Source organism: Streptosporangium sp. H13245 (genome assembly GCF_055690525.1).
The window spans coordinates 1-24,893 of the sequence record NZ_JBSZKT010000031.1 but is presented as its reverse complement, the minus strand read 5'-3'; the positions used below and the strand labels follow the sequence as shown (position 1 = coordinate 24,893).

Sequence of the window (24,893 nt, the reverse complement as noted above, 5' to 3'; positions counted from 1 at the left end):
CCCGGTCCGGGTCAGCGGACCGCCCGGAGGGCGTCGACGATCCCGTAGCCGTAGAAGCCGTTGCGCAGCACGCTTCCCTCGCACGTGTGCGTCGAGGTCGCCGTGGTGCCGTCCGGCAGGTGCCTGGTGTAGGTGTAGGCGGGCGGGGCAGGGCAGGCCGTCCTGGTCGCGGTGCCCTTGAGGACCGTCTCCACGACGGCGGGGTGGAGCTTCTTGCCGCCGTGCACCCGGTCGCGCTGGCCGTACTTGCTGACGATCAGTGCGGCGACTCCCGCGGCGCGCGGGGAGGCCATCGAGGTGCCCTGGAGATACTCGTAGTAGGCGCAGACGCCGCCCTTGCAGCTGCGGACCACGTTGGTGACGTTGGGCGTGCCGTCGGGGTTGAGCTGACCGCGCTCCTCGGCCAGGGACCGGGGGTAGGCCGCCAGCGTCGCCCTGGTGACGTCACGGGTGTTGCCCGCGGTGTCGTAGACGTCGCCTCCCGGGGAGGAGACGTCGACGTAGCCGTTGCCGTAGTCGGAGTAGTACGACTTGCGCTTGCTGATGCCGGTCGAGGACACCGAGATCACGTGCTTGCCCTCGCTCGGCATGGAGACGCAGCTCGTGGGGATCGTCCGCGAGTAGGGCGCCTCGCCGGGGACGCTGGCGAAGTCGGGGCTGGAGGCGTCGACGAGCTGCTTGGTGTAGTCGCTGGCGCCGTTGCCCGCCGCGGACACCAGGGTCACGCCCTTGCTGTACGCGTAGTCGAGCGCCCGCTGGGTGGCCTTGATGATCGTGGCCTGCTCCTGCCGGTCGGCCGGGGAGTCGGCCGGGTTGTCGACGCAGTTGAACAGCCACGGGTCGATGTAGTAGCTCATGTTGACCACGTCGATGCCGACGTCACCGGCGTAGGTCAGCGCGTCGACGCTGGGCTGCAGGAAGAAGTATCCGGAGTCCTGACCGGCCCGCAGGTTCACGATCGAGACCTTGGGCGCCACGCCCGACGTGCCGAGCCCGTTGACGGGCGAGGCGATCGACGACGCCACGTGCGTGCCGTGCTCGTTCTCGTCGACGTCCGCCGGGTCGTTGCAGGAGCGGTCCGGCTCGGCCTCACACGGGCCGTCGACCTCGTTGCCGTCGGCGTCGACGGGGATGTCGACGGTGAAGTTGCGGCTCAGCCGACCGTTGAAGTTCGGGGCGATGTCGGGGTGGGAGCCGTCGACGCCGGTGTCGATGACACCGACCAGCACGCCCGGGTCGCCCTGCTCGTGGCGGTAGGAGCCGTCGACGGTCGCGTGGATCTGCTTCATGTCCCACTGGAGTTCCGACAGCGGCTCCGCGGCGGGCGCGGGCCTGCCGAAGGTGGAGGCGGCGGGGGCGCCGTCACCGGCCTTCTCCACGGCCCTCGCCTGCACGGTCGCGCGACCGGCGGCTCCCCTCCTGGCGGAGGGCACGCTGCCGATGGACCTGTTGTGGGCGATGTCGTCGATCGAGGCGGCGTCGCGCACCGCCTCGGCGAAGCGGGCGTTCGTCGTCTTGACGGTGGCGACGCCGACCGCGGTGTTCTCCTTGAGGATGCTTCCGCCCGCCGCCGTGATGGCCCGCTGGGCGTCCGCGGGACGCGCGCCCTCCGTGTAGAGGACGACGTACTCGGCTTCCACGCCCGGTTCCGCGACCACCTGCCGGGCCTGCGCCGGGGGCACCAACGCGGCTGCTGCGAGGGCGGCGACAGCTGCGGTGATGATGACGCGTTTCACATATACCTCCGTATATACAAAGAGCTCCCCGCAAATGTGATTTCACGCGCGCCAACAATCCAGGCGTGCACACATTTGCCGCCAAGGTGTAATAAAGCCAGCAGGCGCCGGGGAATCCCGCCTCTCCTGTGACCTGCACACATTGGCGAATCATGCCATCAGTGAACCGTTACGGAGGAATTCTCGCGCCAAAACCGGTAACAGCGTGGAGTTTCACGTGGTCAAGCCCACTTTGAAACGGTCACGACGCGAACATAAGGGTCAAAATGGATAGGCCGGAACAGAAAAACCGAGAGCCGAGAGCCCGAGACAGGCAGGACAAAAAGGCCAGAACGGAGAGATCGGGCCCGAGGTCAGCCGGGCGGGCTCTGGCGGAGAGACAGGGCCGGAGGTCAGCCGGGTGGGCCGACCCGCTCCTGTCGTCCCGGCAGCGAGGTCACGTACGAGACGAGCGCGCGGAGCGGGCCCGGGAGGTCGCCCTCGCGGGCGCGGGTCGTGAGCACGCGTCCGCCGTCCTCGACGGTCAGCTCGTAGTCGAAGCGGTCGGGCCGCCCCGCCGGGGGCCCGGACCGCTCCGGCGTGCCGGACAGCCCGGCCCGCTCCACCCGGGCGCGCAGCTCGGCGCCCTCGTCCGGTGTCAGCGACGCGGAGTCGACCGTGGTGACCGTGACGAGACCGGCGACACCGCCGCCCCGGACGATCGAGACCCTCATGAGAACGATCCTAGACCGGCCCGTACGATCGAGACCCCCATGGGAACGGTCCTGAACCGGCCCGTACGAACCGAACGGCCCCTCCCTAGAGGACCCCGACCCGCTCCCACGCGGCGCGTACCTTCCGCTGCTCGTCCCCGTCCGCGCCGAACAGCTCCCCGGCCACCTCCACGCTCGCCTCCGCGGCCTCCCGGAAGTCGGAGCGCGGCCGGAGCCGTTCGGTGAGCGTGACGTACCAGACGCGCCCGGCGCGCTCCCAGGCGTGACCGCCGATGGCGGTGGCGGCGAGGTAGAAGGCGTGGTTGGGAATGCCCGAGTTGACGTGGACGCCCCCGTGGTCGTTGGAGGGGTTGCCGTCGTCGGGCAGGTCCACGTAGTCGCGCATGTGTCCCGGCTGGCGGTCGCGGCCCCCGGAGGGGGTCGACCAGGCGGTGCCCGGCGCCTTCATCGACCGCAGGGCCGTCCCCCGCAGGGCGCTGCCCAGGATGCCGTCGCCGATGAGCCAGTCGGCCTGCTCGGCGGTCTGCCCCCGGCTGTACTGCTTGGCGAGCGACCCGAAGACGTCGGAGAACGACTCGTTGAGGGCGCCGGACTGCTTGCTGTAGACCAGGTTCGCGGTGAACTGGGTGATGCCGTGGGTCAGCTCGTGCGCCACGATGTCGACGGCCTTCGTGAGGGAGCCCCTGGTGAAGACCTGCCCGCTGCCGTCACCGTAGATCATCTGGAAGCCGATCCAGGCGGCGTTGTCGTAGTCGGTCCCGTAGTGGACCGAGGAGACGATCTCCAGCCCGCGCCCGTCGATGCTGTCGCGGTCGAAGACCCGCCGGAAGAAGTCGTACGTGACGCCCGCCCCGTCGTAGGCCTCGTCGACCGCCGCGTCTCCGGACGGCCCGTCGCCCTCCCCGCGCCTCTTGCGTCCGGGAAGGTCGAAGTCGCCGCCGTTCTCGACGTCGTAGACCGTACGCACCAGGCCGGGGGCGGGCTCCGAATCGGCGAAGGTGAGGCTGAGCTGGCGCAGCACACCGGCGAACGACGCGCGCTGCGCCCGGGCGTTCTCCGAGGTGGCCAGGGTCCGAAGCGCGCTCTCCCGCTCCTCGGGGGTTCCCTGCTCGGCGACCGCCTCAAGCAGGTCGGGGGGTGCGATGCGGCACGGGGGCATGCCGACGAATGGAGTCATACACCAAGAATCGCCGCCATCTCCGGCGGGCGCACGAGTATGGCCTTACTCATATGGGAATCCAAGACCGCAAAAAAGGTGATTAATCCCTTTATTCGCTTTTCTCCCTATCGTTCGCGCCTCGACAAGGCCGGGCTCGGAAGATCAGAAGACCAGCACGACCTTGCCGGACAGCTTTCCTCGCAGGAACCGCTCATGCGCGGCCCGCACGTCGTGCAGGCCGTACTGCGAGTCGACCCTCGGCCTCACCTGCCCGGCATCGACGATCGCGGCCAGTTCGGCGAGCCCCGCGCCGTCCTCGCGCACCTGGTTGACGGTGGTGCGCACCTTCCGCGCCGACAGGTCGGGGACAGGCCCCGCCTGGGTCGCGATCGAGGCGTACCGGCCGCCGTCCGCCACGGCCTCAGTGACAAAAGCCCCAAAAGTGTCGAACACCGCGTCGTACTCACCTACCGGAAGCGCGGAGGGGTCGGTGGTCACCAGTCCGGCTCCCAGCCCCTTGACGACCTCGACCTGCGCGTCTCCGGAGACCAGCGCGTCCACCCGCACTCCACGGGCGCGGGCCAGCTGCACCGCCAGCCCGCCGACCGCCCCGGCCGCTCCCGCCACCAGCAACCGCTCCCCCTCGCGAACGTCGAGCCAGTTCAGCGTCTGCGACGCGGTCAACCCCGGCAGCGGCAACGTGGCCGCCTCCACCAGGCTCACCGTCTCCGGCGCCACCGCGAGGGAGGCTTCCGGCATCAGCACCAGATCGGCCCATGTCCCTCGTCCGGTGCCCAGCTGGTGCGACATCCCGAAGACCCGCTCCCCCACGCGCAGCCTGCTCGACCCGCCATGCACGACGACGCCCGCCAGCTCCCACCCCAGCGTCATCGGCAGCGGCGGAGCCCCCTCCCCGATGGCGCCCTCACGCGTCTTGTCGTCGACCGGGTTGATCCCGGACGCGACGACCCGCACGAGCACCTCACCGTCCGACGGCTCGGGCTCCGGCGTCTCCACCACCGCCAGCACGTCGAGCCCGCCACACCGCTCGATCCGTACGGAACGCATGCCAACCCCCCGGTATTCAATGGAAATCAAATACTAGGCCCGCGCGGACTTCCGATCTTCAGATGGTCGGACCTTCCGATCGCCCCGCATGACCCGGACGTCCCATCTCGCGACCGGGGACAATGATCACAGCGGCGGCCGTCTCGCGTACCTGCACGCAATCTCACAATGTGCGGCCTGAGTACTAGTTTCACCCAATTTAGGGATGTTCGGTATGGTGACCCGGTCCAAGATCAAATCGTCCCTATGAGGTTGAAACATGAACTACAAGAAGTTCGCGGCCGTCTCGCTCGGCTCCGCCGCCCTGACGGCCGCGCTGCTGGCCCCGGCGACGCCCGCCTCCGCACAGACCGGCGCGGCCACCACCGCGACGAAGGCCGCTACGGCGCTGGTCGAGCGCGACAGCGTCAACTGCTCCAAGCCCAGTGGCAAGCAGGCCAACTACTCCTGGGGTCCGGGCATCACGAGCGTGACCATTTACTTCAACAACCACTGCAGCCACAAGGTCAGCGCCAAGATCACGTTCGCGAGGAAGGGGTCGAGCGGCGGCTCGGTCTACACGTACCGCTGCATGACGGTGAACGCCAACACCAAGGGCAGCAAGAAGTTCTACGCCGCCCGCTACGCGCCCCACTCCGTGAGCCGGGTCTCAAGCTGCTAGTTCGAGCCTCCCTCCGTAGCCGTAACCCGCGGCTCGTACGGCCCGCGATCGAACCGGTTCGCGCGGGATGTCAGGAGTTCGAATCTCCTCGGCTCCACATCAGAGGCCGTCTTCATTGATCCTGTGTGGCAGCGACGGTTACGTATCGGGGCTTTTCACCGAGCCGGACGAACGCCATCCGTGTGCCCCTGGCAAATGATCTTCCAGCTCTCCGCCTGTCCCGGGGTCGCAGTCTTCGGGAACGAGGGGTGAGCCCGAACGGCGTTTCCAGGGCGCCCGGCCGCCCCGGTGAGTGACGGTTCCGGCCCATCGGCCGGGAGACTGTCACCCACCGGGGCCGTGGAGTTGGAGAACCGGCTTGGCCACCGAGTCCGGCGGACTCACCGTCCATCCGGCCAAAGCCGGAGCACGGACGACAGTGGTGTTGAGGAACAACAGGTCTCCGCAGGCGAAGGTCAGGTGGGAAGGTCCCAGCTCGGCCCGTCCGGCTCGCCCAGCCAGACGTACTGGCGGCCTCCGGTGACGGTCAGGCCGAAGCCGGACTGATGCGGGCTCCCCGCGATCACGGGGTCGTACTCGATGGACGTCACGGCCTTGTCGCCGAGCCGATGACACATCAGCGCGGTGGAGTATCCCGTACCGGTGCCGATCTCCAGGACGTTGTCACCTTCGTCGATCCCGGCCATCTCTATCATCCGCACGACGAGTCCGGGGAGGGTGGACGACAAGGTGGGGTTCAGGATCATCACCGGCCGGTTCGAGGGCGAAGTCGAAGCAGCCGAAGACGAGGCCGAATCCATCGAGGTAGTTGTGCAGAGCCGTGACGATCGGTGAGGGTACCTCGATCGGGGTGTGGACGAGGGCGTCCCAGTCGCCGCGACGCCAGTCCACATCGCCGTCAGGAGAGGTGATCTTCTGGGCGAACACCTGACGGCCCACGACCGTCACCCTGGCGTCCGCCTCCTTGGGCACCTTTTCCTGGAACAGGTGGGCCGGACTCGTCCACCTCGTCCGCTTCCACCTGCTGAGTCCAGATAGCCGCCGCCGTCCCGTCCGGGGTGTGCGGGTAGCCCCGGAACGTCTTGTAGATCATCTGGGGGTGGCCGACGCCGAACTCGCGGACCGCGTCCATGTCGTTGGTGATCAGGGTTTCCGGGATGATGAGGCCCAGCCTCGCCGCCACCTGCAACTGCGCGGGCTTGTAGTCGCTCTTGGCGACGTGCTCGGGATGGTTGACGTAGCGGCAGTCCAGGCTCCCCAGGAGACCGCGCGGGCCGTGTCGCGCCTCGGCGACCGCGAAGTCTCGCGCGTGCCCCTCCAGTTCCCTGAAGCGCCACCGCGAGGGGCGGCGGTGGTAGACCGCGCGCACGTCCTCAAGCGCGATGTTCCGGCCCGCCGTACGCAGATGCCCGGACCACCGCGTCCGGCCACCTCCCAGCCGGGCACCGAACAGCAGACCCGGCCCGATGTCGGCGGGATCGACCCGGGTGACCGATGCCCCCCGCTCGTTGAGGGAGTCGATGACCATGTTCGCGGTGACGTCCTCCGGCGAGGTGATCACCAGCACCACATCCGGGGAGGCCCCCTGTCGTTGTCGGTGTCATCGGCGACGCTGGGAGCGTTCGCGGCGCCATCCCCCCGCTTGGACACGGTGATCGTCGGGTAGCGTCGCCCGGTCGGTTCGTCCTTGGCGTCGATGATCTCGCCGCTCTCGTCGTAGAACACCGAAAGCTGCGTGACGGGATCCACTTCGACGGACGCGTAGAACGGCGGATCATCGTCGTGGACCTGGGTCGCTCTGCTCAGGCCCCACGGCTGGAGCGTCAGGTTTCTCATCGCATTTCCCCTCTCGGGTTCCGGATGACTCGTCCATGACGTTAGATGCGGTTGGCGATTCTTTCCAGCCAGGACCACCACTACACCTTAATCAAGGGGTAGTCAGGGGGTGGAGGCCGAACGCACCGGGGCGTTCTATGGTGTGGCGATGCCCATTCCTCAGCAGAGAAATCCCACCCCGAACGGTAAGTGGGTGCCGGTTCGCATCGGTGAGCGCATGCTCCAGGTCCTGACGATCGACATTCTCGTCTATCTGATCGAGATCTACGACCGGGAGAAGAAGTTAGTCACCGACTGTCCGTTCAGGCTCATGGCCGACGCTCAGGTCTTCATGCGGACAGAAGGCGTTCCCGGTGGTCACGGGGACCTCGTCGTGTACGACCTCACATTCCGGAAGACCCCCGTCCGCGTGAAGGTGCTCGACTCGATCGACTATCCGAACGACTATGAACCGTCCGAAGCCGACGAGAGCCCAGAAAACTAAGAAACCCCCCGGCCGCGAGGCCGGGGGGTTCTTTTGGCTGGTCTAGAAGTCGAACTCGCCCTTCTTGGCGCCGTCGAGGAAGGCGTCCCACTCACCGGGGGTGAAGACGTGGACGGGGCCGGTGCCCCGGTCCTTGGTGTCTCGCAGGGCCACCCGTCCCCCGGACAGGGGAGCGACCTCCACACAGTTGCCACCGTTGGAGCTGGACTTCTGGGCGGTCCGCCAGGCCGCCGTCGCCAGCTCATCCTTGAGGCTCATACTTCACCTTCATCTCTCTAATCACTTGCTCAGACACGTGGAGTGGATGTGCCCAGGCACGAACCGCGTCGTACTTGAGCGTAACCATATGCACCTCGTCGGCGCGATCGGTTACTTGGCCATTGATGGGGCTGTCCAGGTATGCCGCATCTCGCTCTCCGGCTACCTGAGCGAGGGCGAAGGCCCCTGCCAGGCCTGTCGTGGCCCCGATGTTAACGGGGACCACCTGGACCGTGAGGTACGGCCGGGCCATCAGCTCAAGCAGGTACTCCAGCTGGCGGTACATCACCTCTCTCCCGCCCACCGGCCGGTACAGGACGCCCTCGTCGATGACGACCGAGACCATCGGCGGTGTGGCGCGATCGAAGATCTTCCGACGCTGGATTCTGGCGGCGACCAGTTCCTCGACCTCGCGCTCCGCCACGCCCGGCTCGCACCGCAGCACCGCGTAGGCGTACTCCGGTGTCTGAAGAAGCCCAGGCATGACCAGCGGCTCCCACATTCGCAGGACTCGCGCCTCGGCCTCGATCTTCGTCCACGGCCGGAACCAGCGAGGTGACGTCTTCTCGCACGCGGCGAGCAGCGGCATCAGCTTGCCGACGGCACCGAGTGCGGCTTCACACCGAAGAAGAAAATCTTCCTTCGGTGCCCTTTCCGCCCGTTCCACGAAGCCGACCATGGCCGAGGAGAAATGGATCTTCGCCGCCAGATCATCCTGCGACCAGCCCAACGACTCGCGCAATCGCCGGAGCTCTTTCCCGAGATGCGCCTCGGGGGTGTTCGACATATCCCGTTTTTTGCGCGGCATTCGGACTCCTATCCCAGGCTACCGCTGTAGTCGCGACCACCAGGCTTACCACAACCAATGTGTCACACAGATGTAGTTGGCCATAAGTGGTCGGACTCGAATCCCGGCGTGCAATCTAGGAACACCCGAACGGGCGGAAAACACAAGCGGCACATCGTTGGAGTTCCAGCCGGGACCATAGAGGTCGAGAAGCCGCGAAATGGGCAGATAGGACAAAATCTGATGCGCGCGACTCCTTGGAAAGTGTCCCTAATAGGGGAAATGGAGCTGCCTCGTGAACACGAGTCCCCCGGCACGGCGAGAACAGCCGTGGACGAATGGCTCGGGGAGGACCACCCCGCCGGATTCAGTGTCCGGCTCGTCGTCTCCGAGCTGGTGACGAACTCCGTCCGTCACGCCGACCTCTACACCTCGAAGGGCATCGAGCTTCGCCTGTACGACGTCAGCGAAGCCGTCCGCGTCGAGGTCCAGGACTCCGGCGCGAAGTACGCGCACCCAAGGCTCGTCGCCCCGCAGAACGACGCCGAGAACGCGACCAGGGAGGGCGGCAGGGGCCTCCTCATCGTGGAGAGGTACTCCACGCTCTGGGGGGTCACTTTCACCCGGCATCCGCTCGGCTGCGTCGTGTGGGCCGAGGTCCCGCTTCGGGAACCGGCACCCGAAGCGTTCGACCTCAACACCTGGGCGTAGCCCACGGCCCGCAGGAACGCCGCCCGACCTCACCTGCCTCCACCGGGGTCCGGGAACGGCTGCGCCTGACCGGTCCGCTTCGCATGCCGAGCGCACGGCGTCGGCGACATCGGGAGTGGCGGGGCTCTCGCCGTTTCGCGGCGGGGTGGGGTGTGCCTCCGGGAGCGATCGTGAGAGGGTTCTTTTTGCTCGGCGATCACGGGTTCGTGACCGCGCCCGGGGATGCGGGCGAGACGGAGGCGGCGGTGCTTGGGAACGTGGCAACGAACGAGGAGAGAGCGGGGGCGCTCACGGTGCCGACGCGCGGGCGCGGCATCGGGCCCACGGCGGTCACAGGGCCCACAGCGGCCACCGGCTCACCGGTGGCGGGACGCGTGACAGCGGTCATCAGGCCCACGGTGGCCACCGGCTCACCGATGACGGGCTCACCGGTGACGGGACGCGTACCGGGAGACACCGGTTCGCGGAGGGCGGGCCGCGCATGACGTCACTGCTGGCCATCAGCGACCTGCACATCGGCTACCAGGAGAACCGGAGCATCGTCGAGGGGTTGCGGCCCACCTCCGCCTCCGACTGGCTGCTCGTCGCCGGGGACATCTCCGAGAAGGTCTCCGACGTCGAATGGACCCTGGGGCTGCTCGCCGAACGGTTCGAGAAGGTGGTGTGGGCGCCCGGCAACCACGAGCTGTGGACCCACCCCAGCGACCCCGTCCAGCTACGCGGCGAGGAACGCTACCGGCACCTCGTCGAGGTGTGCCGGAACCTGGGGGTGACGACGCCCGAGGACCCCTACCTCATCTGGACCGGCCCCGGCGGCCCGGTCACCGTCGCCCCGCTGTTCGTGCTGTACGACTACACCTTCCGGATGCCCGGTGTGGACACGAAGGAGGAGGCGCTCGCCCGCGCGTACGACAAGGGGGTGGTCTGCACCGACGAGATGCTGCTGCACCCCGATCCGTACCCCACCAGGGACGCCTGGTGCGACGCCAGGATCGCCGAGACCGAACGGCGCCTGGAGGCCAGGCCCGCCGGGATCCCGACGGTGCTGGTCAACCACTACCCGCTGGTACGCGAGCCCACCCTGATCCTGTACCACCCGGAGTTCGCGATCTGGTGCGGCACCGAGCGCACCGCCGACTGGCACCTGCGCTTCGACGCCGCCACGGTCGTCTACGGCCACCTGCACATCCCCCGGACCACCTGGCACGACGGTGTCCGCTTCGAGGAGGTCTCCTTGGGCTATCCCCGCGAATGGCGTCCCCGCTCCACCGCGCCCGGCCAGCTGCGGCGCATCCTGCCCAGCCCGCAGCCCGTCGCATGATCGAGAAGATCCTGCCGCCGTGGGTGGCGAGCTCCGAGTGCTTCGAGGACCCGCCGGACGTCGTGCTGTTCCCCGAGGAGGAGGCGGTCATCGTCCGCGCGGTGGAGAAGCGGCGGCGCGAGTTCGGCACCGCGCGCCACTGCGCCCGCCTGGCCCTGGCCTCCCTCGGGCTGCCCCCGGCGCCGATCCTGCCCGGCGAGCGCGGTGCCCCGGGGTGGCCGGACGGGGTGGTGGGCGCCATCACCCACTGCGCCGGATACCGCGCGGCGGCCGTCTCCCTCGACGCGCTGGCCATCGGCATCGACGCGGAGCCCCACCAGCCGCTCCCCGACGGCATCCTGCCCTCGGTCTCCCTGGCCGAGGAGCGGGACGCGATCGCGCGGCTCGACGGCGGCGTGCACTGGGACCGGTTGCTGTTCAGCGCCAAGGAGAGCGTCTACAAGGCGTGGTTCCCCCTGGCCAGGCGCTGGCTGGGCTTCGAGGAGGCCCACCTCGACTTCTCCCCCTCCGGTACGTTCACCGCGCGCCTCCTCGTCCCGGGCCCCCTCGTGGAGGGCCGGGAGCTGACCGGTTTCACGGGCCGCTGGCTGGTGTCCGACGGCCTGGTCGTGACCTCCATCGCCGTACCCGGGAAGCCCTCGGCGGGAGGTCAGGACTCCAGGTAGCGCAGTACGGCGAGCACCCGGCGGTGGTCGCTCTGCGACGGCGGCAGCCCGAGCTTGGTGAAGATGTGCGTGACGTGCTTCTCCACCGACCCGTACGACAGGAACAGGGCCTCGGCGATCGCGCCGTTGGACCGTCCGTCGGCCATCATGACGAGCACCTCGCGCTCCCGGGGGGTGAGGGTGTCGAGAGCGTCTGCGCGCCTGCCGGTCGCCATCATCCGGGTGACGACCTCCGGGTCCAGCACGGTCTCGCCCGCCGCGATCCGGGTGAGCGCGGCCAGGAAGTCGCCGACGTCGGCGACCCGCTCCTTGAGCAGGTATCCCACCCCTCGCGAACCCTCGGCGAGGAGCAGGGTCGCCGAGCGCGTCTCCACGTACTGGGAGAAGACCAGCACGCCGATGCCGGGGTGGTCGCGGCGGATGTCGATCGCGGCGCGCAGGCCCTCGTCGGTGTGCGTCGGCGGCATGCGTACGTCCACGACGGCGACGTCCGGCCGGTGCTCGTCCACCGCGGCGCGCAGCGCGGTCCCGTCGCCCACGGCCGCGGCGACGTCGTGCCCCCGCGTGGTGAGCAGCAGGGTCAGCCCGGCTCTGAGCACCGCGGAGTCCTCGGCCACGACGACGCGCATGCGCCCTCCCGCGTTCAGGTGTTCAGGTGTTCAGGTGTTCAGGTGTTCAGGTGGGAAACGGTACCTCCACGGTGACCACCGTAGGTCCTCCGGGAGGGCTGTCGATCTCCAGCCGCCCGTCCACCACGCCCACCCGGGCCGCCAGCCCCGGCAGTCCCGTCCCCGCGCCCACCTCGGCGCCGCCTGTCCCGTCGTCGCCGACGTGCAGCCTCAGCAGGCCGTCGTGTCCCCGTACGTCGACGATCGCCCGTCGCGCGCCGCTGTGTTTGACCACGTTGGCGAGCAGCTCGGCGGTGCAGAAGTAGACGATCGTCTCCACGGCGGCGGAGGGACGGCGGGGCAGGTCGACGCGGAGGTCGACGGGCAGCGCGAAGCGCGTGACGAGCGTGGCGAGGGCCACCTCCAGTCCCTGGTCCAGGGCGGGCGGGTAGATGGCGTGGATCAGCAGGCGCAGGTCGGCGATGATCTCCTTGGTGTCGCGGTGGGCGGCGTCCACCAGGACGCGCACCTGGTGGAGCCGGTCGTCTAGTGCGTCGTCCGGTGCGTCGTTCGGTGCGTCGTCCGGTGCGTCGTCTGGCGCGGAGGCGCCGTGAAGCCGGTCGTCCGGTGCGGGGACGCCGTCGAGCTCGTCCTTCGCCATGCCCAGGCTCATCGCCAGCGCCACGAGGCGGGCCTGCGGCCCGTCGTGCAGGTCGCGCTCGATCCGGCGCAGGGTCGCCGTGGCGTCCTCGGCCATCCGGGCCCGCGTCGCCTCCAGATGACCGACTCTGGCCGAGATCCTGGTCGGGCCGAGCAGGGCCCGCGTGAGAAACCGCTCGGGGAGCAATGCGGCCCGCAGCGCCAAGGGGGCGAGCGCGAACAACGCCAGACCCGCCGCGCCCAGCAGCAGGGCGCCCGGCCAGGTGTCGGCCTGCGGGCCCCACGTCCCGGTGGGTACCGGCGACCACCGGGCGGGGTAGGTGAGCAGGAGAAGCCCGCCGCCCCAGAACCCGGCGGCGGCCCCGAGGGCGAGCAGCGCGGTCAGGGGCTTGACCAGCAGGTACGCCGCCGCCCGCCACCCCGCGTCGTCGCCGAGTGCCGACGTGAACCAGCCGGTCGGCCCCGGGCCCGGTTTGAAGGGGGCGGGGGCGGGGGTTCGGACGTCCAGCAGCAGGCGGGCCAGGCCGAGGTGGGCCGCCCCCAGGTACCGGGCTCCCCTGACCGTGGCGGCCAGCATCGGGAGGCCGACGAGTGCCGTCGACCACGACGCGGCCAGCAACATGGCGAAGAGGAGGAGCAGGCCGACGACGGCCAGCGGCGGCGCGGCCAGCGCGTAGCCCAATTCACGCCAAACCCGGCCCCGTCCCTGTCCCTGTGCCGGCCCCGGCCTTGGTCCCGGCCTCTGTTCCGACATCGGTACCGGCCTTGGTTCGGGCGTCGGTTCGGGCCTTGGTCCTGGCGTCGGTCCCGGCCCTGGTTCGGGCCCTCGCGGGACCGGATCCACCGGCGGGGGTGCCCAGGCCGAAGGCCGGACCGGGGACAGGCTCGTCCGGGCGGATGTCTCCGGGAGTACGGGCGCCGGTGACGCCGGTGACAAGGAGGACGAAGGGGTCGAGAAGGTCGAGGGGGTCGAGGGCCCGGACGAGCCCGGAGGCGGAGGCGGAGGTGGCGCGGCCGGGGGTGGAGGGCCGGAGGGAGGGCGGCTCATTCCCCCAGCCTGCCGCACCCCGCCTCCGCCGGACATCCGGCGGGCCCGTGGGGGATATCCCGAAGTTTCCCGGCGGACACCCCCGTGGCCCCCGGCGGACGGACCCGCGACGGTTGAGGGGAACCGGTGAAAGCCGGTCGTACGACGGACAGAAGGAGTCACGGATGCACGGGAAGCTCGGATCGTTGTTCACGGGACTGGTCGCGGCGTCGGCGCTGCTCGTCCCCACGGGGTCGGCGCAGGCGATCTCACCCGTCGCGGAGCCTGTCGCGGGCTCTGTCACCGGGCCTGCCAAGGGATACGTCACGGAGTCGGCGCGGGCTCCGGCACTCGCGCTGCCGTCGCCGTCGTCGTCACCGCCGCCGGGGGCTGTCTCGCGGCTGAAGTGGAAGGCGTGCGCGGGTGAGAACCTCCCGGAGGGGATCCGGTGCACCACCGTCACGGTGCCGGTGGACTGGAGGAAGCCGCGCGGGCGGAAGATCACCCTGGATCTGGCGCGGCTTCCCGCCACCGACCCGGCGAACCGGATCGGGGCCGTGCTGCAGATGCCGGGAGGTCCCGGGAACGAAGGAGTGGAGGACCTGAAGCTGTCGGCGCCCGGCCTCACCGAGCTGCGCCGCCGCTTCGACCTCGTCGGCTACAACCCGCGCAACACCGGCCTCAGGAAGAGGCTGCCCGCGGTGTGCTGGGAGATGAAAACGCAGCTGCTGGAACCCCGCGACCTCGAGGAGTACCGGGCCCAGGTGGCGAAGGTGGAGGCGGCGGCGCGCGAGTGCCGGGACGCCGACTCCAGCGGCCTGTTCGACAACCTCGACTCCCTGTCGGTGGCACGGGACATGGAGGCGATCCGCGAGGCCCTGGGCGAGCGCCGGCTGAGCTTCATGGCCAACTCCTACGGAGGGGTGCCCGCCGCCGCGTACGCGCGCCTGTTCCCCGAGCGTATCCGGGCGATGTACCTCGACGGAGCGGTCGACCAGGTCAGCGGGTGGGCCAAGATATACCTGGACAACGCCCCCAACGGCGAGCGGATGTTCGGGCGGTTCGTCGCCTGGTGCGCGGCCGACAGCGCCTGCGCGCTGCACGGGGAGGACGTGAGCGCGGTCTGGCGCGCCCTCGTCGAGAGGCTGGACCGCTCCCCGATCCCGATCTCGTCCCCGGAGTTGGGCGCGGGGAAGCTGGCCGGATGGCACCTGAAGCAGATGGGCTTCCCGGCGAACCCGGGCCCGGACAACGCCGCGTGGGTGGCCTTCGCCACGTCGGTGGACAAGCTCAGGAAGGGTGACGCCTCCGGTTTCGCGGAGTTCGTCAACGGCAACTCGCGGATCTGGGCGACGCCGGCCGTGCGGGCGATGTCCTGCCCCGACGACCGCGGCTTCACCGGGTACGAGCAGTTCCGCGACGTCTCCCGCCGTACGCGGGAGACCTCCCCCCACCTGGGCGCCACGCCGTTCGACATGCTGGCCTGCTCCGGCTGGCCCCGGCCCGTCGCCAACCCGTCCCGGCCGCTGCCGGTCCGCGGCCTGCCGCCGTTCCTGGGAGCCGGGTCCTGGACCGACCACGCCATGACCGCGAGCCTGGCCGGGTTGGTGCCCGGTTCGGTCACCGTCCGGTACGACGGTCCCGGGCACGTCCTCTACATGCCGGGCAACGGCGGGCCCGCCAGCCGGTGCGTGATCGGCCACGTCACCCGCTACCTCGTCGGCCTGACACTCCCCGCCCCGGGAACCGTCTGCCGCCCCGGCGAGTGACGCCCCCTCCCCCGGCGCCCCCGGGGGAACGATCAGGCCGGCCGGTCCGCAGCGGGGGCGCGGGCCGGTCGGCGGGGGTCACACGACGCCGGCCTTGTGCGCGAACACGGCCATCTGGAGCCGGTCGCGGAGGTTGAGCTTGCTGAGGAGGTTGGACACGTGGAACTTGACGGTCGCCTGGCTCACGTACAACTTGCTCGCGATCTCGGTGTTGTTCAGCCCGTCGGCGACCAGGGCGAGCACCTCGTGCTCGCGTTCGGTGAGCGACTTGACGGCCTCGGGCGGGCGGTAGGGAAGCCCGTTCTCGAAACGGCTCAGGAAGCTGCTGGCGACCTGCGGCGCGAAGAACGCCTCCCCCCGCGCGATGGCCCTGATCGCCCCGACCAGCTCCTCCTGGTCGCTGGAACGCAGCAGGAACCCCCTGGCCCCGGCGCGTACGGCGTCGAACATGGACTCCGGGTGCTCCGTCAGGATGACGCTCCGCACCGAGCCCGCCAGCGGGTCGGCGCGGAGCCGCTCGGTGACCTGGACGCCGTCGAGGCCGGTGAGCCGCTCGTCGACGAGGGCCACGTCCGGCCGCAGGCCCCTGGCCTTGGACACCGCCTCGAACCCGTCTCCGGCGTCCCCCACGACGCGCAGCCCCGGTTCGGCGGCGAGGATCGAGCACAGTGCCGTGCGCAGCAGTCTCTCCGAGTAGCAGATCAGCACCCGGATGTCCGTTCCAGCCCCGTTCATTTCTGTCTCATCTCAGGCGCGCGAGGGCGATGTGCCGTGACGGTACGAGTTCCGCGAGCGGTTCCCTGCCGGTGACGACGACACCGGTGAAGCCGAGGGTCAGCAGCGGCGGCACCCGGCCCGCCGCCAGCCCGTCGGCGCCGTCGGCGTCGTCGAGCAGGAGCAGGCAGCGCCCGCCGGAGAGCGGGGAGGTCATGCGGCCGATGCGCGCCAGCCGTACGGCGCCGCGCAGCTCGCAGGGGTCGCGCCGGTCGCGGCCCAGGTCGAGGAAGAGGACGTCCAGCCCCATCCGCTGGCGCAGCACCAGGGCGCACTGGGTGGCGAGGGTGGTCTTGCCGACTCCGGCGGGACCGGTGACGGTCACCAGCGCGGGCTCCCCGCCACCGGAGGCGACCGACAGCGTGTCCTCGACCTCCCGCAGCAGCGGGAGGCGGCTCAGCGCGACGGTGCCGCTCACCGAGGGCAGCGCCCACTCCGGGGGCGGTGCCACGGCGGGGGCGCCGAGCGAGCGGGGCGGGGCGGCCTCGAAGGTCAGGCGGTCGTCGCCGGTCAGCTCCAGGGCGGCGGCCAGGCGGCGCACCGAGGTGCGGTGCGGGTAGCGGGTACGGCCCCGCTCAAGATCTCGCAGCGTGCGCACACTCAGGCGGGCACGCTCCGCTAGTTCCTCCTGCGTCAGCCGCGCCTTGTCCCGATGGGTGCGCAACAGCTGGGCGAAGCCCAGACTGTCGGACAGAAGTGCAGACCTCACGTGAGTCCTCCCGGTGACGATCAGATGCCGTCACCATAGGAAGATCCGATTATCGCCGGATATCGTCGCGATATCGCCGGTCATTCTGCCTGGTCACACCATACGGGCGCTGGCAGCGTGAGCCTCATGCTTCCGACAGGACGGATACGGCGGCCCCCGGCGCGGCTACTCGACGACGCGGTCCTGACCCAGCGGTTCGACTGGGAGATGCGCACCCTGCTCCGGCACTACCGGTGGATCGAGCTGACCCAGACCGGCGAGTACGCCCGCATGGGCCTGCTCGGCCACGACGCGGCGGAACGGATCCGCCGGGTGGTGCTGGACCTGACCCCCGAGCAGGTCGGCGCCGAGCGCGCCGCGGCCATGTCGGACCCGCTGTTCGCCCTGGAGATGTGCGTCCAGGCGCGTGTCCCCGAGGGCGCGCACGCCTGGCACGTCGACCGCAGCCGCAACGACGTCCAGGCGTGCGCGCAGCTCATGCTCGGCAGGGAACGGCTGCTGGAGACGGTCGCGGCGGTGAGCGGGCTGGCCCGCGCCACGCTGCGGACCGCGGCCGGGCACACCGAGTCGGTCATGCCGGGGTACACCCAGCACCAGACCGCGCAGACCATGACCTTCGGCTTCTACCTGGCCGCGCTCGCCGAGGCGGCGACCGGCGCCGCAGAGTCGCTTCTCACGCTGTTCGACGCGGTCAACCTCTGCCCGCTGGGCGCCGGGGCGATGGCCGGGCTGGAACTGCCGTGGGACCGGGAGCGGATCGCCGTCGCGCTCGGTTTCGACGCCCCGCAGCCGCACGCGCTGACCTCGGTCGCCTCGCGCGCCTGGGTGCTGCGCTCGGCCGGGGAGCTGTCGGTGCTCGGCACCACGCTGAGCCGGTTCCTGACCGACCTGATCTGGTGGAGCGGGTCGAGCTGCCGGTTCGTCGACCTGCCGGACGAGCTCGCCGGGATCTCCTCGGCGATGCCGCACAAGCGGAACTTCCCGATCCTGGAGCGGGCCCGAGGGATGACCGGCCACCTGGTCGGGCTCTCGTACGACATCATGATCGGGCAGCGCAACACCGGCTACACCAACCTGGTGGAGGTCTCCAAGGAGAGCACCCGCTTCCTGGAGGACCTCTTCTCGACCTGCGGCACGATGCTGGCGCTGTTCGAGCGGGTGGTCGCGAACGTGCGGTTCCACCCGGAGCGGGCGGGCCGGGTGGCGCGCGACGAGCTGACGGCCGCCTCGACCGTCGCCAACCACCTCACCCTCGAACACGGCGTACCGGCCAGGAGCGCGCAGGTCGTCGTCGGCTCCTGGATCTCGGCCGCGATGGACCGGCTCGGCCCGGACGGCACCCTCACCCCCGACCTGCTCTCGGCGCCGGACCTCGTCGCCGCGGGCGAGCGGCTCGGCTTCGCCCTCGCCGTCGGGGAGCCTGAGGTACGCGGGCTGCTGGACGCCGAGGCGAGCGTGTGGCGCAAGCGGACCGACGGCTCGACGGGCCCCGAGCAGGTCCGTCTCCTCCTGGAGCAGACCGGCGACCGGCTGGACTCCGTCGAGCGGGGAGCCGCCGAGCGGTCCGGGTGGCTGCGGGAGGCCTGGGAGCACACAACCGGTACGAAGGCGGGCGATCTGTCATGACCATCCAGATGCCGTTCGAGGAGACCGTCACCGGCCGGGCCGGAGGGGTCGGCCGGGGGCGCGCCCCCGGCACGTTCGGCGAACTCCTCCAGGGAATCCTGGGACCCGGCACGGACTTCCTGGTGACCTTCCCCGTCGACCTGTACGTGGAGGCCGTCTTCGAACCCGACCCGCAGCTGGACCAGGTGATCGTCTCGCCGCCGCACAAGAACAAGGCGCGGCGCCTCGCCACCGGGATCCTGTCGCGGTACGGGGTGCACACCGGCGGCTGGCTGATGCTCAACAGCGCGCTGCCCGAGGGCAAGGGCATGGCCAGCTCCACCGCCGACCTGGTCGCCACCGCGCGGGCGGTGGACTCGGCCTTCCGCCTGAAGCTCCCCAACCGGCTGCTGAAACAGATGATGGCCGAGATCGAGCCGTCCGACGGGGTGATGCACCCGGGGATCACCGCGTTCTTCCACCGGGAGGTGCGGCTGCACCGGCGCATGGGCACGCTCCCCCAGCTGACCATCGCCGGGATCGACGACGGGGAGAGCGTCGACACCGTCGCGTTCAACCGGTCGAGGAAGCCGATCCCCGCCCACTGGGCGGTGCGCTACGGCGAGCTGCTGGACGACCTCACCCGTGCCGTGCGCGACCACGACCTGGCGGCGGTCGGCAGGGTCGCCTCCGCCAGCGCGCGGCTGTTCCAGACCTTCAACGCCAAACCCCACCTGGCGGCGGTGGAGGAGATCTGCCGCGACGTGGGCGGGCTCGGCACGGTCGTCGGGCACAGCGGCACGTGCCTGGGGATCCTGCTGGCCCGGCACGACCCCGAGCACGGTCCCCGGCTGGCCCGCGCCCTCACGGAACTGGAGCGGCTGGGGCGGCCCCTCATCGTCTGTAGGAGCACGAGCCGGACATGACACTGAGAACTGACGCGATCGACGCCATCGGCCGGACCCCGCTGATGCGCCTGCGGGCGACCGGCGGGGCGACCGTCCACGCGAAACTGGAGCTGGCCAACCCGTACGGGATGAAGGACCGCGTCGCCAGGCAGGCGATCCTGACCGCGAGGGCCGAGGGGGTCCTGGCCGACGGCGGCCTGATCGTGGAGAGCTCCTCCGGCACCCTGGCCATGGGGGTCGCCCTGGTCGGCACGTACCTCGGCCACGGGGTGCACATCGTCACCGACCCTCGGATCGACCCGATCACCATGGCCAAGCTGGAGGCGCTGGGCGCCACCCTGGACATCGTGCCCGCGATGACCGGCAACGGCTGGCAGAGCGCGAGGCTGGAGCGGCTGCAGGCCGTGATGGCCGCCAACCCGGGCGCGTTCTGGCCCCGGCAGTACGACAACCCGGCCAACCCTGCCGCCTACGACCGTCTCGCCGAGGAGGTCGTCTCCGAGATCGGCCGGGTCGACGTGCTGGTGGGCGCGGTGGGCAGCGGCGGCTCGCTGTGCGGGACGGCGCGGGCCCTGCGGCGGACCAACCCCGCGCTGCGCGTGGTCGCCGTCGACGCGGTCGGCAGCGCCATCTTCGGCCAGCCCGACGTGCCCCGGCGGCTGCAGAGCGGCCTGGGCAACAGCCTGGTCCCGGCCAACGTGGACTTCTCGGTCATCGACGAGGTGCACTGGCTGTCCGACCGCGAGGCGTTCGCCGCCACCCTGGAGCTGGCCTCGTACGAGAAGGTGTTCGCGGGCAACAGCTCGGGCTCGGCGTACCAGGTGGCGCGCTGGCTCGGCTCGCGGCTCGACCCGGACGTCTCGGTGGTGGTGATCTTCCCCGACCGGGGCGACCGGTACGTCAACACGATCTACAGCGCCGAGTACCGGGCCGCGCACGGTCTGACCGACCTGCGCCCGCCGCTCGCCCCCGACCCCATCGAACTCACCGACACCGCCGTGACCTGGTCCTACGCGACGCTGGGCCGGGCTTTGGAGTACGCATGAACCCGGCCCCGCTCCCGCCCCCGAACCCGGCCCCGTTTCCGGTTCCCACCCCGGACCCGGCCTCGCTCCCGGTTCCCGCCCCGATTCTCGTCTTCGTCGAGTCCAACACCACCGGCTCGGGGATGCTCGCCTTCGCCAGGGCCGCCGCGCTGGGCTTCACCCCGGTGCTGGCCACCGACACCCCGGCGCGCTACACCGGCCTCGCGGCCACCGGGGTACGGGTCGTCACGTGCGACACCGGCTCCCCCGCCACCCTGGCCGGAGAGCTGTGCCAGGCCCTGGGCGAGATCGCCGGGGTGACCACGACCAGCGAGTTCTACACCGCCGCGGTCGCCAGGGTCGCCGCCGACCTCGGGCTTCCCGGCAACCCGCCGGAGGCCGTCGCCGCGTGCAGGGACAAGGGGCGGATGCGCCGTACCCTGGCGGCGGCCAGGCTACCCTCCCCCGCCTTCGAGCTGGTCGGCCCCGGCGACGACTTCGACGCGCGGATCGTGATCGCGCTGTCGCGGATCGCCCTGCCGTGCGTCGTCAAGCCCGTCGACGACACCGGCTCGCTGAGCGTGGTGCTCTGCTACACCCCCGGGGAGGTGGCCGCCCACTGCCGCCGGATCATCTCCTCCGGCGTCAACGTACGGGGTCAGGCCACCGCGAGGACCGCGCTGATCGAGGGGTACCTGGGAGGCCCGGAGTTCAGCGTCGAGACGGTCAGCTCCGGCGGGTTCCACCGGTGCGTCGGCATCACCGCCAAGCGGGTGACGTCGCCGCCGCACTTCGTGGAACGCGGGCACGTCTTCCCCGCGCCGCTCCCCGCGGAGGAGGTGCGGGTGCTCACCGGGGTCGCGCTGCGGGCGCTGGCCGCCGTCGGGATCACCCACGGCGCCACCCACATCGAGATGAAGCTCATCGACGGCCACGCGTACGTCGTGGAGATCAACGCCCGGCCCGCGGGCGGCATGATCCCCGAGGTCATCGCGCGGGCGTGCGGCTTCGACCTGCTCGACGCGCACCTGCGGGCGGCGGCCGACCTGGACCAGCTGCCTCTGCCCGACCACTTCACCCCCGCCGGAATCGCCTTCCTGCTGGCTCCGGACGGCACCGGGAGCGGGTGGGGGAAGGTCACGCTGCGGGAGGTGGCCGGGGTGCAGGACGCGGGCTCCGTACCAGGGGTCGACACGGTGACGGTCACGGCGCCGCCGGGCTCCGAGGTGCGTCCGGCCCGCAGCAGCTACGACCGGCTCGGCTACGTGATCGCGCACGCGCCCGGCCACAGCGAGCTGTACGACACGCTGGACACCGCGCTCGGGTACCTGCGGCCCGTCCTGCTGCGCGAGCTGCCGCAGATCGAGATCCCCCGGCAGGAATACCGCACCTCCCCTTCCTGACCGCTCCCGCCCTTCGGCACCCGCCTTCCGGCCGTCACCACCTTTCAGCGCCCGCTTAACGACCGTCACGACCTTTCAGCACCCGCTTTACGACCGTTCCCACCTTTCGGCGCCCGCCTTCCGGCCGTTCCCACCCCTCGACACCCACCTCCTGACCGTCACCGCCTTCCGGCGCCCGCCTTCCGACCGTCACCGCCCTCTTTCTGGGCCCGTTTTCAACCGTCGGCCGCCCCGACCGTCACCGCCCTTCCCGGAACCCCGATTGGAATCCCATGACGAGCGTGCTGGACACACCCCACCTGGTCGCCGGAGAGAACGACGACGGCGGCGAGATCGAGCTGCGCAGCGACACCTTCACGCTGCCGACCCCCGAGATGCTGGAGGCCGCCGCGAACGCGCCGCTGGGCGACGACGTCTACGGCGAGGACCCGACGGTGGCCAAGCTGGAACGGCTCGCCGCCAACCTGCTGGGCAAGGCCGCGGGCTGCCTGATGCCGAGCGGCACCATGGCCAACCTCGCGGCGCTGCTGGCGCACTGCCCGCGCGGCGGCAAGGCGATCGTCGGCCACGAGTCCGACCTGTACGTCTACGAGGCCGGGGGCGCGTCGATGTGCGGCGGCATCGTCTACGAGCCGCTCGCTAACCTGCCGGACGGGACGATCAGCCTGGAGGACATCGCCGAGGCGTGCACGGTCGACCGTACCGACCCGCAGATCGCGCCTCCGGCGCTGGTCAGCCTGGAGACGCCGCAGAACCGGTGCGGCGGGCTGCCGCTCCAGCTGGACTACCTCGCCGAGGTGGCCCAGCTGACGCGCTCGCACGGGGTGGCGTTGCACCTGGACGGGGCGCGCATCTTCAACGCCTCGGTCGCGCTGGGCGTCACCCCCGCGGAGATCGCCTTCTACGCCGACACGGTGCAGATCTGCCTGTCGAAGGGCCTGTGCGCGCCGATCGGGTCGGTCCTCGTGGGCGACCGGGCGATCATCGCCCAGGCCAGGCGGATGCGGAAGATGCTCGGCGGCGGCATGCGGCAGGCCGGAATGATCGCCGCCTGCGGCATCATCGCCCTCACCGAGATGACCGGCAGGCTGGCCGAGGACCACGAGAAGGCCGCCCGCCTCGCCCGGGGGCTGTCGCGGCTGCCGGGCGTCCGGCTGAGCCCCGGCCCGCCGGTCACGAACATGGTGTTCTTCCGCGTACGCGACGAGCGCTACACCACCCGGTCGTTCATCGCGGCGGCCCGGCGCCGGGGCGTCCGGGTGGAGGAGCTGGGGCACGGGCGGATCCGCGCGGTGACCCACGCGGGGGTCGGCACCGACGCCGTCGACCGGGCGATCAAGATCTTCGGCGAGCTGCTCGCGCCCAGCGGCCGATGAGAACGGACGAGAGCGTGCCGGTGAACCGGCCCGCGAAGGAGACCGTGGACCGCCCGGGGCTGGGGCGTCCGTTCCATCACCTGTGGGCGGCGTCCGGCCTGTCGAACCTCGCCGACGGCGTCCTGATCGTCGGCGTGCCCCTGCTGGCCGTCTCCCTCACCCGCTCGCCGGTGCTGGTGTCGCTGGTCAGCGCCGCCACGACGCTGCCGTGGCTGCTGCTGGCCCTGCACGCGGGCGCGATCGCCGACCGCCGCGACCGGCGCCGCATCATGATCCTGGCGGGCTGGTCGCGTACGGCCGTGCTGGCGGCGACGGCCGCCGCCGCGTGGTACGGCGTGCTGACCCTGCCGGTGCTGGTGGCCGCGGTGCTGCTCGCCGGGGCCGCCGAGGTGTTCGCCGACACCTCCGCCCAGTCGGCGCTGCCGATGACCGTGGCCGGTGACCGGCTGGACGCGGCCAACGGGCGGCTCGTCGCCACGCAGACGCTCGGCAACCACTTCCTCGGGGCGCCGGTCGCGGGCCTGCTGGTCGGCATCGCCTCCACCGCCGTCTTCGGGACGGCCGCCCTGCTGTACGCGGGTGCCGCGCTGCTGCTGCTCGGCATGCGCGGCCGGTTCCGCCCGGAGGCCGCACCGGCGCAGGCGTTGCGCGCCGACATCGCCGACGGCATGCGCTACCTGTGGGGACACCGCGCGCTGCGCGGCCTGGCCGCGTACTCCGGTGTGCTCAACCTGGCCTACGGCGCGTACTTCGCCGTCTTCGTGCTGTGGGTGGTCGGCGACGGCTCCCGCGTGGGGCTCACCCCGGGCCAGTACGGATTCCTCGCGGCCACGCTGGCGGCGGGGGCGGTGGCCGGGTCGGTGCTCGCCGGGCGGCTCACCCGGCTGGCCGGTGAGGGCGGCGCCCTGGTGGGCGTCACGCTGCTCAACGGGCTCCTGCTGCTGGTGCCCCTGCTCCTCCCCGCGCCGTGGGCGGTCTTCCCCGCCGCCGCGGGCATCGGCGCGGCCAACGCCGTCACCAACGTCGTCTCCGTCTCGCTGCGCCAGCGGCTCATTCCCGACGGCCTGCTCGGGCGGGTGAACGCCACCTGCCGCCTCATCGGCATGGGCGCGATGCCGCTGGGCGCCGCGTCCGGCGGCCTGGTCGCCGCCCTCGCGGGCCTGCCCTCGGTCTTCTGGGCCGCCTGCGCGCTCTCCCTGCTCGGCGCCGCCCTGGTCCCGCGCGGCGGGGAGGCCGGGAGTCCGGCGAGCGGATGAGGCATGGAGCCGGTCCGCCACCGGGAGGTGGCGGACCGGCGCGTACACGCTGGTCAGGTCGCCGTGCAGGTGAGGGTGGGGGTGCCGCTGGTACCGGAGCCGAGGAATCCGAAGGTGGCGGCGGCACCGGCGCCGAGCGAGCCGTTGTGGGCGACGTTGCGGGCGCTGACCGAGGATCCGCTGGCGGTCACGGTCGCGTTCCACGACGAGGTGACCCTCTCACCGCCCGCGAAGGTCCAGTTCACCGTCCAGCCGGTGATCGCCCTGGAGCCCGCGGTCACGCTCACGTCGGCCTGGAAGCCGCCGGACCACTGGGAGGCGACGCGGTAGGTGGCCGAGCAGCCGCCCGGCACCGGGGTCGGGGTGGGCGTGGG

General features: G+C 71.0%; 26 protein-coding genes and 1 pseudogene. 13 read left to right on the top strand and 14 right to left on the bottom strand.

Annotated elements, in window-relative coordinates:
* Positions 1 to 11 precede the first annotated feature (11 nt).
* From ACW9TB_RS30425 to ACW9TB_RS30410, 4 genes are all read right to left on the bottom strand, one after another.
* Positions 12 to 1,736, bottom strand: coding sequence for a S8 family serine peptidase (locus ACW9TB_RS30425; RefSeq protein ID WP_472751523.1), 1,725 nt, complete (start codon positions 1,734 to 1,736; stop codon positions 12 to 14).
* Positions 1,737 to 2,128: 392 nt separating this feature from the next.
* On the bottom strand, positions 2,129 to 2,449 hold the full coding sequence (locus tag ACW9TB_RS30420) for a protealysin inhibitor emfourin (protein ID WP_472751522.1): 321 nt from the start codon (positions 2,447 to 2,449) through the stop codon (positions 2,129 to 2,131).
* 85 nt (positions 2,450 to 2,534) lie between these two features.
* The gene (locus tag ACW9TB_RS30415) at positions 2,535 to 3,626 is read right to left on the bottom strand and encodes a M4 family metallopeptidase (protein ID WP_472751521.1); all 1,092 of its coding nucleotides are present in this window, start codon (positions 3,624 to 3,626) and stop codon (positions 2,535 to 2,537) included.
* Positions 3,627 to 3,770: 144 nt separating this feature from the next.
* Complete coding sequence (locus ACW9TB_RS30410) at positions 3,771 to 4,676, bottom strand: NADP-dependent oxidoreductase (RefSeq protein WP_472751520.1); 906 nt, start codon at positions 4,674 to 4,676, stop codon at positions 3,771 to 3,773.
* Positions 4,677 to 4,935: 259 nt separating this feature from the next.
* On the opposite strand from ACW9TB_RS30410, the gene ACW9TB_RS30405 reads away from it, so the two are divergent.
* Both ACW9TB_RS30405 and ACW9TB_RS30400 read left to right on the top strand, forming a co-directional pair.
* Positions 4,936 to 5,337, top strand: coding sequence for a hypothetical protein (locus tag ACW9TB_RS30405; RefSeq protein ID WP_472751519.1), 402 nt, complete (start codon positions 4,936 to 4,938; stop codon positions 5,335 to 5,337).
* Between the two features lie 15 nt (positions 5,338 to 5,352).
* A pseudogene (locus ACW9TB_RS30400) lies at positions 5,353 to 5,434 on the top strand.
* Between the two features lie 358 nt (positions 5,435 to 5,792).
* Here the strand turns inward: ACW9TB_RS30400 and ACW9TB_RS30395 are convergent.
* The 3 genes from ACW9TB_RS30395 to tgmA form a co-directional block, all read right to left on the bottom strand.
* Positions 5,793 to 6,083: an rRNA adenine N-6-methyltransferase family protein gene (locus ACW9TB_RS30395; protein WP_472751518.1), complete on the bottom strand. Its 291-nt coding sequence runs from the start codon at positions 6,081 to 6,083 to the stop codon at positions 5,793 to 5,795.
* A 152-nt stretch (positions 6,084 to 6,235) separates the two neighbouring features.
* Entirely contained in the window at positions 6,236 to 6,898 is a 663-nt protein-coding gene (locus ACW9TB_RS30390; RefSeq protein ID WP_472751517.1) for an MvdC/MvdD family ATP grasp protein, read from the bottom strand.
* Positions 6,895 to 7,173: a putative ATP-grasp-modified RiPP gene (gene tgmA, locus ACW9TB_RS30385; RefSeq protein WP_472751516.1), complete on the bottom strand. Its 279-nt coding sequence runs from the start codon at positions 7,171 to 7,173 to the stop codon at positions 6,895 to 6,897. Before tgmA ends, ACW9TB_RS30390 begins: the two co-directional genes overlap by 4 nt.
* 109 nt (positions 7,174 to 7,282) lie before the next feature.
* Here tgmA and ACW9TB_RS30380 point away from each other — a divergent pair, with 109 nt between their 5' ends.
* A complete protein-coding gene (locus ACW9TB_RS30380; protein ID WP_472751515.1) occupies positions 7,283 to 7,657 on the top strand; it encodes a hypothetical protein in 375 nt (124 codons plus the stop codon).
* 42 nt (positions 7,658 to 7,699) lie between these two features.
* On the opposite strand, the gene ACW9TB_RS30375 is transcribed toward ACW9TB_RS30380, so the two are convergent.
* Positions 7,700 to 7,915, bottom strand: coding sequence for a DUF397 domain-containing protein (locus ACW9TB_RS30375; protein WP_344922433.1), 216 nt, complete (start codon positions 7,913 to 7,915; stop codon positions 7,700 to 7,702).
* Positions 7,899 to 8,723 (bottom strand): helix-turn-helix domain-containing protein, encoded by an 825-nt coding sequence (locus tag ACW9TB_RS30370; RefSeq protein WP_472751514.1) that lies wholly within the window; start codon positions 8,721 to 8,723, stop codon positions 7,899 to 7,901. Before ACW9TB_RS30370 ends, ACW9TB_RS30375 begins: the two co-directional genes overlap by 17 nt.
* A 261-nt stretch (positions 8,724 to 8,984) precedes the next feature.
* On the opposite strand from ACW9TB_RS30370, the gene ACW9TB_RS30365 reads away from it, so the two are divergent.
* From ACW9TB_RS30365 to ACW9TB_RS30355, 3 genes are all read left to right on the top strand, one after another.
* On the top strand, positions 8,985 to 9,413 hold the full coding sequence (locus tag ACW9TB_RS30365; protein WP_472751513.1) for an ATP-binding protein: 429 nt from the start codon (positions 8,985 to 8,987) through the stop codon (positions 9,411 to 9,413).
* Between the two features lie 481 nt (positions 9,414 to 9,894).
* A complete protein-coding gene (locus ACW9TB_RS30360) occupies positions 9,895 to 10,734 on the top strand; it encodes a metallophosphoesterase family protein (protein WP_472751512.1) in 840 nt (279 codons plus the stop codon).
* Positions 10,731 to 11,399, top strand: coding sequence for a 4'-phosphopantetheinyl transferase family protein (locus ACW9TB_RS30355; RefSeq protein WP_472751511.1), 669 nt, complete (start codon positions 10,731 to 10,733; stop codon positions 11,397 to 11,399). Before ACW9TB_RS30360 ends, ACW9TB_RS30355 begins: the two co-directional genes overlap by 4 nt.
* On the opposite strand, the gene ACW9TB_RS30350 is transcribed toward ACW9TB_RS30355, so the two are convergent.
* Together ACW9TB_RS30350 and ACW9TB_RS30345 are read right to left on the bottom strand one after the other, a co-directional pair.
* On the bottom strand, positions 11,384 to 12,028 hold the full coding sequence (locus tag ACW9TB_RS30350; RefSeq protein ID WP_472751510.1) for a response regulator transcription factor: 645 nt from the start codon (positions 12,026 to 12,028) through the stop codon (positions 11,384 to 11,386). The two genes, ACW9TB_RS30355 and ACW9TB_RS30350, sit on opposite strands and share 16 nt — an antisense overlap.
* Positions 12,029 to 12,074: 46 nt before the next feature.
* Positions 12,075 to 13,349 (bottom strand): sensor histidine kinase, encoded by a 1,275-nt coding sequence (locus tag ACW9TB_RS30345; protein WP_472751509.1) that lies wholly within the window; start codon positions 13,347 to 13,349, stop codon positions 12,075 to 12,077.
* A gap of 530 nt (positions 13,350 to 13,879) precedes the next feature.
* Between ACW9TB_RS30345 and ACW9TB_RS30340 the strand changes: the two genes are divergently transcribed.
* On the top strand, positions 13,880 to 15,463 hold the full coding sequence (locus tag ACW9TB_RS30340) for an alpha/beta fold hydrolase (RefSeq protein WP_472751508.1): 1,584 nt from the start codon (positions 13,880 to 13,882) through the stop codon (positions 15,461 to 15,463).
* Between the two features lie 78 nt (positions 15,464 to 15,541).
* Here the strand turns inward: ACW9TB_RS30340 and ACW9TB_RS30335 are convergent, their stop codons facing one another.
* Both ACW9TB_RS30335 and ACW9TB_RS30330 read right to left on the bottom strand, forming a co-directional pair.
* Entirely contained in the window at positions 15,542 to 16,198 is a 657-nt protein-coding gene (locus tag ACW9TB_RS30335) for a LuxR C-terminal-related transcriptional regulator (RefSeq protein ID WP_472751507.1), read from the bottom strand.
* A gap of 7 nt (positions 16,199 to 16,205) precedes the next feature.
* Positions 16,206 to 16,946 (bottom strand): helix-turn-helix domain-containing protein, encoded by a 741-nt coding sequence (locus ACW9TB_RS30330; protein ID WP_472751506.1) that lies wholly within the window; start codon positions 16,944 to 16,946, stop codon positions 16,206 to 16,208.
* Positions 16,947 to 17,072: 126 nt separating this feature from the next.
* On the opposite strand from ACW9TB_RS30330, the gene ACW9TB_RS30325 reads away from it, so the two are divergent.
* From ACW9TB_RS30325 to ACW9TB_RS30300, 6 genes are all read left to right on the top strand, one after another.
* Positions 17,073 to 18,572 carry a lyase family protein gene (locus ACW9TB_RS30325; RefSeq protein ID WP_472751505.1) on the top strand — a complete coding sequence of 500 codons (1,500 nt, stop codon included), beginning with the start codon at positions 17,073 to 17,075 and terminating at the stop codon, positions 18,570 to 18,572.
* Positions 18,569 to 19,477 carry a GHMP family kinase ATP-binding protein gene (locus ACW9TB_RS30320; RefSeq protein ID WP_472751504.1) on the top strand — a complete coding sequence of 303 codons (909 nt, stop codon included), beginning with the start codon at positions 18,569 to 18,571 and terminating at the stop codon, positions 19,475 to 19,477. The genes ACW9TB_RS30325 and ACW9TB_RS30320 overlap by 4 nt, the downstream gene beginning before the upstream one ends.
* Entirely contained in the window at positions 19,474 to 20,505 is a 1,032-nt protein-coding gene (locus ACW9TB_RS30315) for a PLP-dependent cysteine synthase family protein (RefSeq protein WP_472751503.1), read from the top strand. Before ACW9TB_RS30320 ends, ACW9TB_RS30315 begins: the two co-directional genes overlap by 4 nt.
* Positions 20,502 to 21,887 carry an ATP-grasp domain-containing protein gene (locus ACW9TB_RS30310; protein WP_472751502.1) on the top strand — a complete coding sequence of 462 codons (1,386 nt, stop codon included), beginning with the start codon at positions 20,502 to 20,504 and terminating at the stop codon, positions 21,885 to 21,887. The genes ACW9TB_RS30315 and ACW9TB_RS30310 overlap by 4 nt, the downstream gene beginning before the upstream one ends.
* Before the next feature lie 281 nt (positions 21,888 to 22,168).
* Positions 22,169 to 23,263 (top strand): GntG family PLP-dependent aldolase, encoded by a 1,095-nt coding sequence (locus ACW9TB_RS30305; RefSeq protein WP_472751501.1) that lies wholly within the window; start codon positions 22,169 to 22,171, stop codon positions 23,261 to 23,263.
* On the top strand, positions 23,260 to 24,519 hold the full coding sequence (locus ACW9TB_RS30300; RefSeq protein WP_472751500.1) for an MFS transporter: 1,260 nt from the start codon (positions 23,260 to 23,262) through the stop codon (positions 24,517 to 24,519). Before ACW9TB_RS30305 ends, ACW9TB_RS30300 begins: the two co-directional genes overlap by 4 nt.
* Before the next feature lie 53 nt (positions 24,520 to 24,572).
* On the opposite strand, the gene ACW9TB_RS30295 is transcribed toward ACW9TB_RS30300, so the two are convergent.
* Positions 24,573 to 24,893, bottom strand: a 321-nt coding sequence (locus ACW9TB_RS30295; protein ID WP_472751499.1) for a cellulose binding domain-containing protein, incomplete at its 5' end; no start/stop codon positions are given.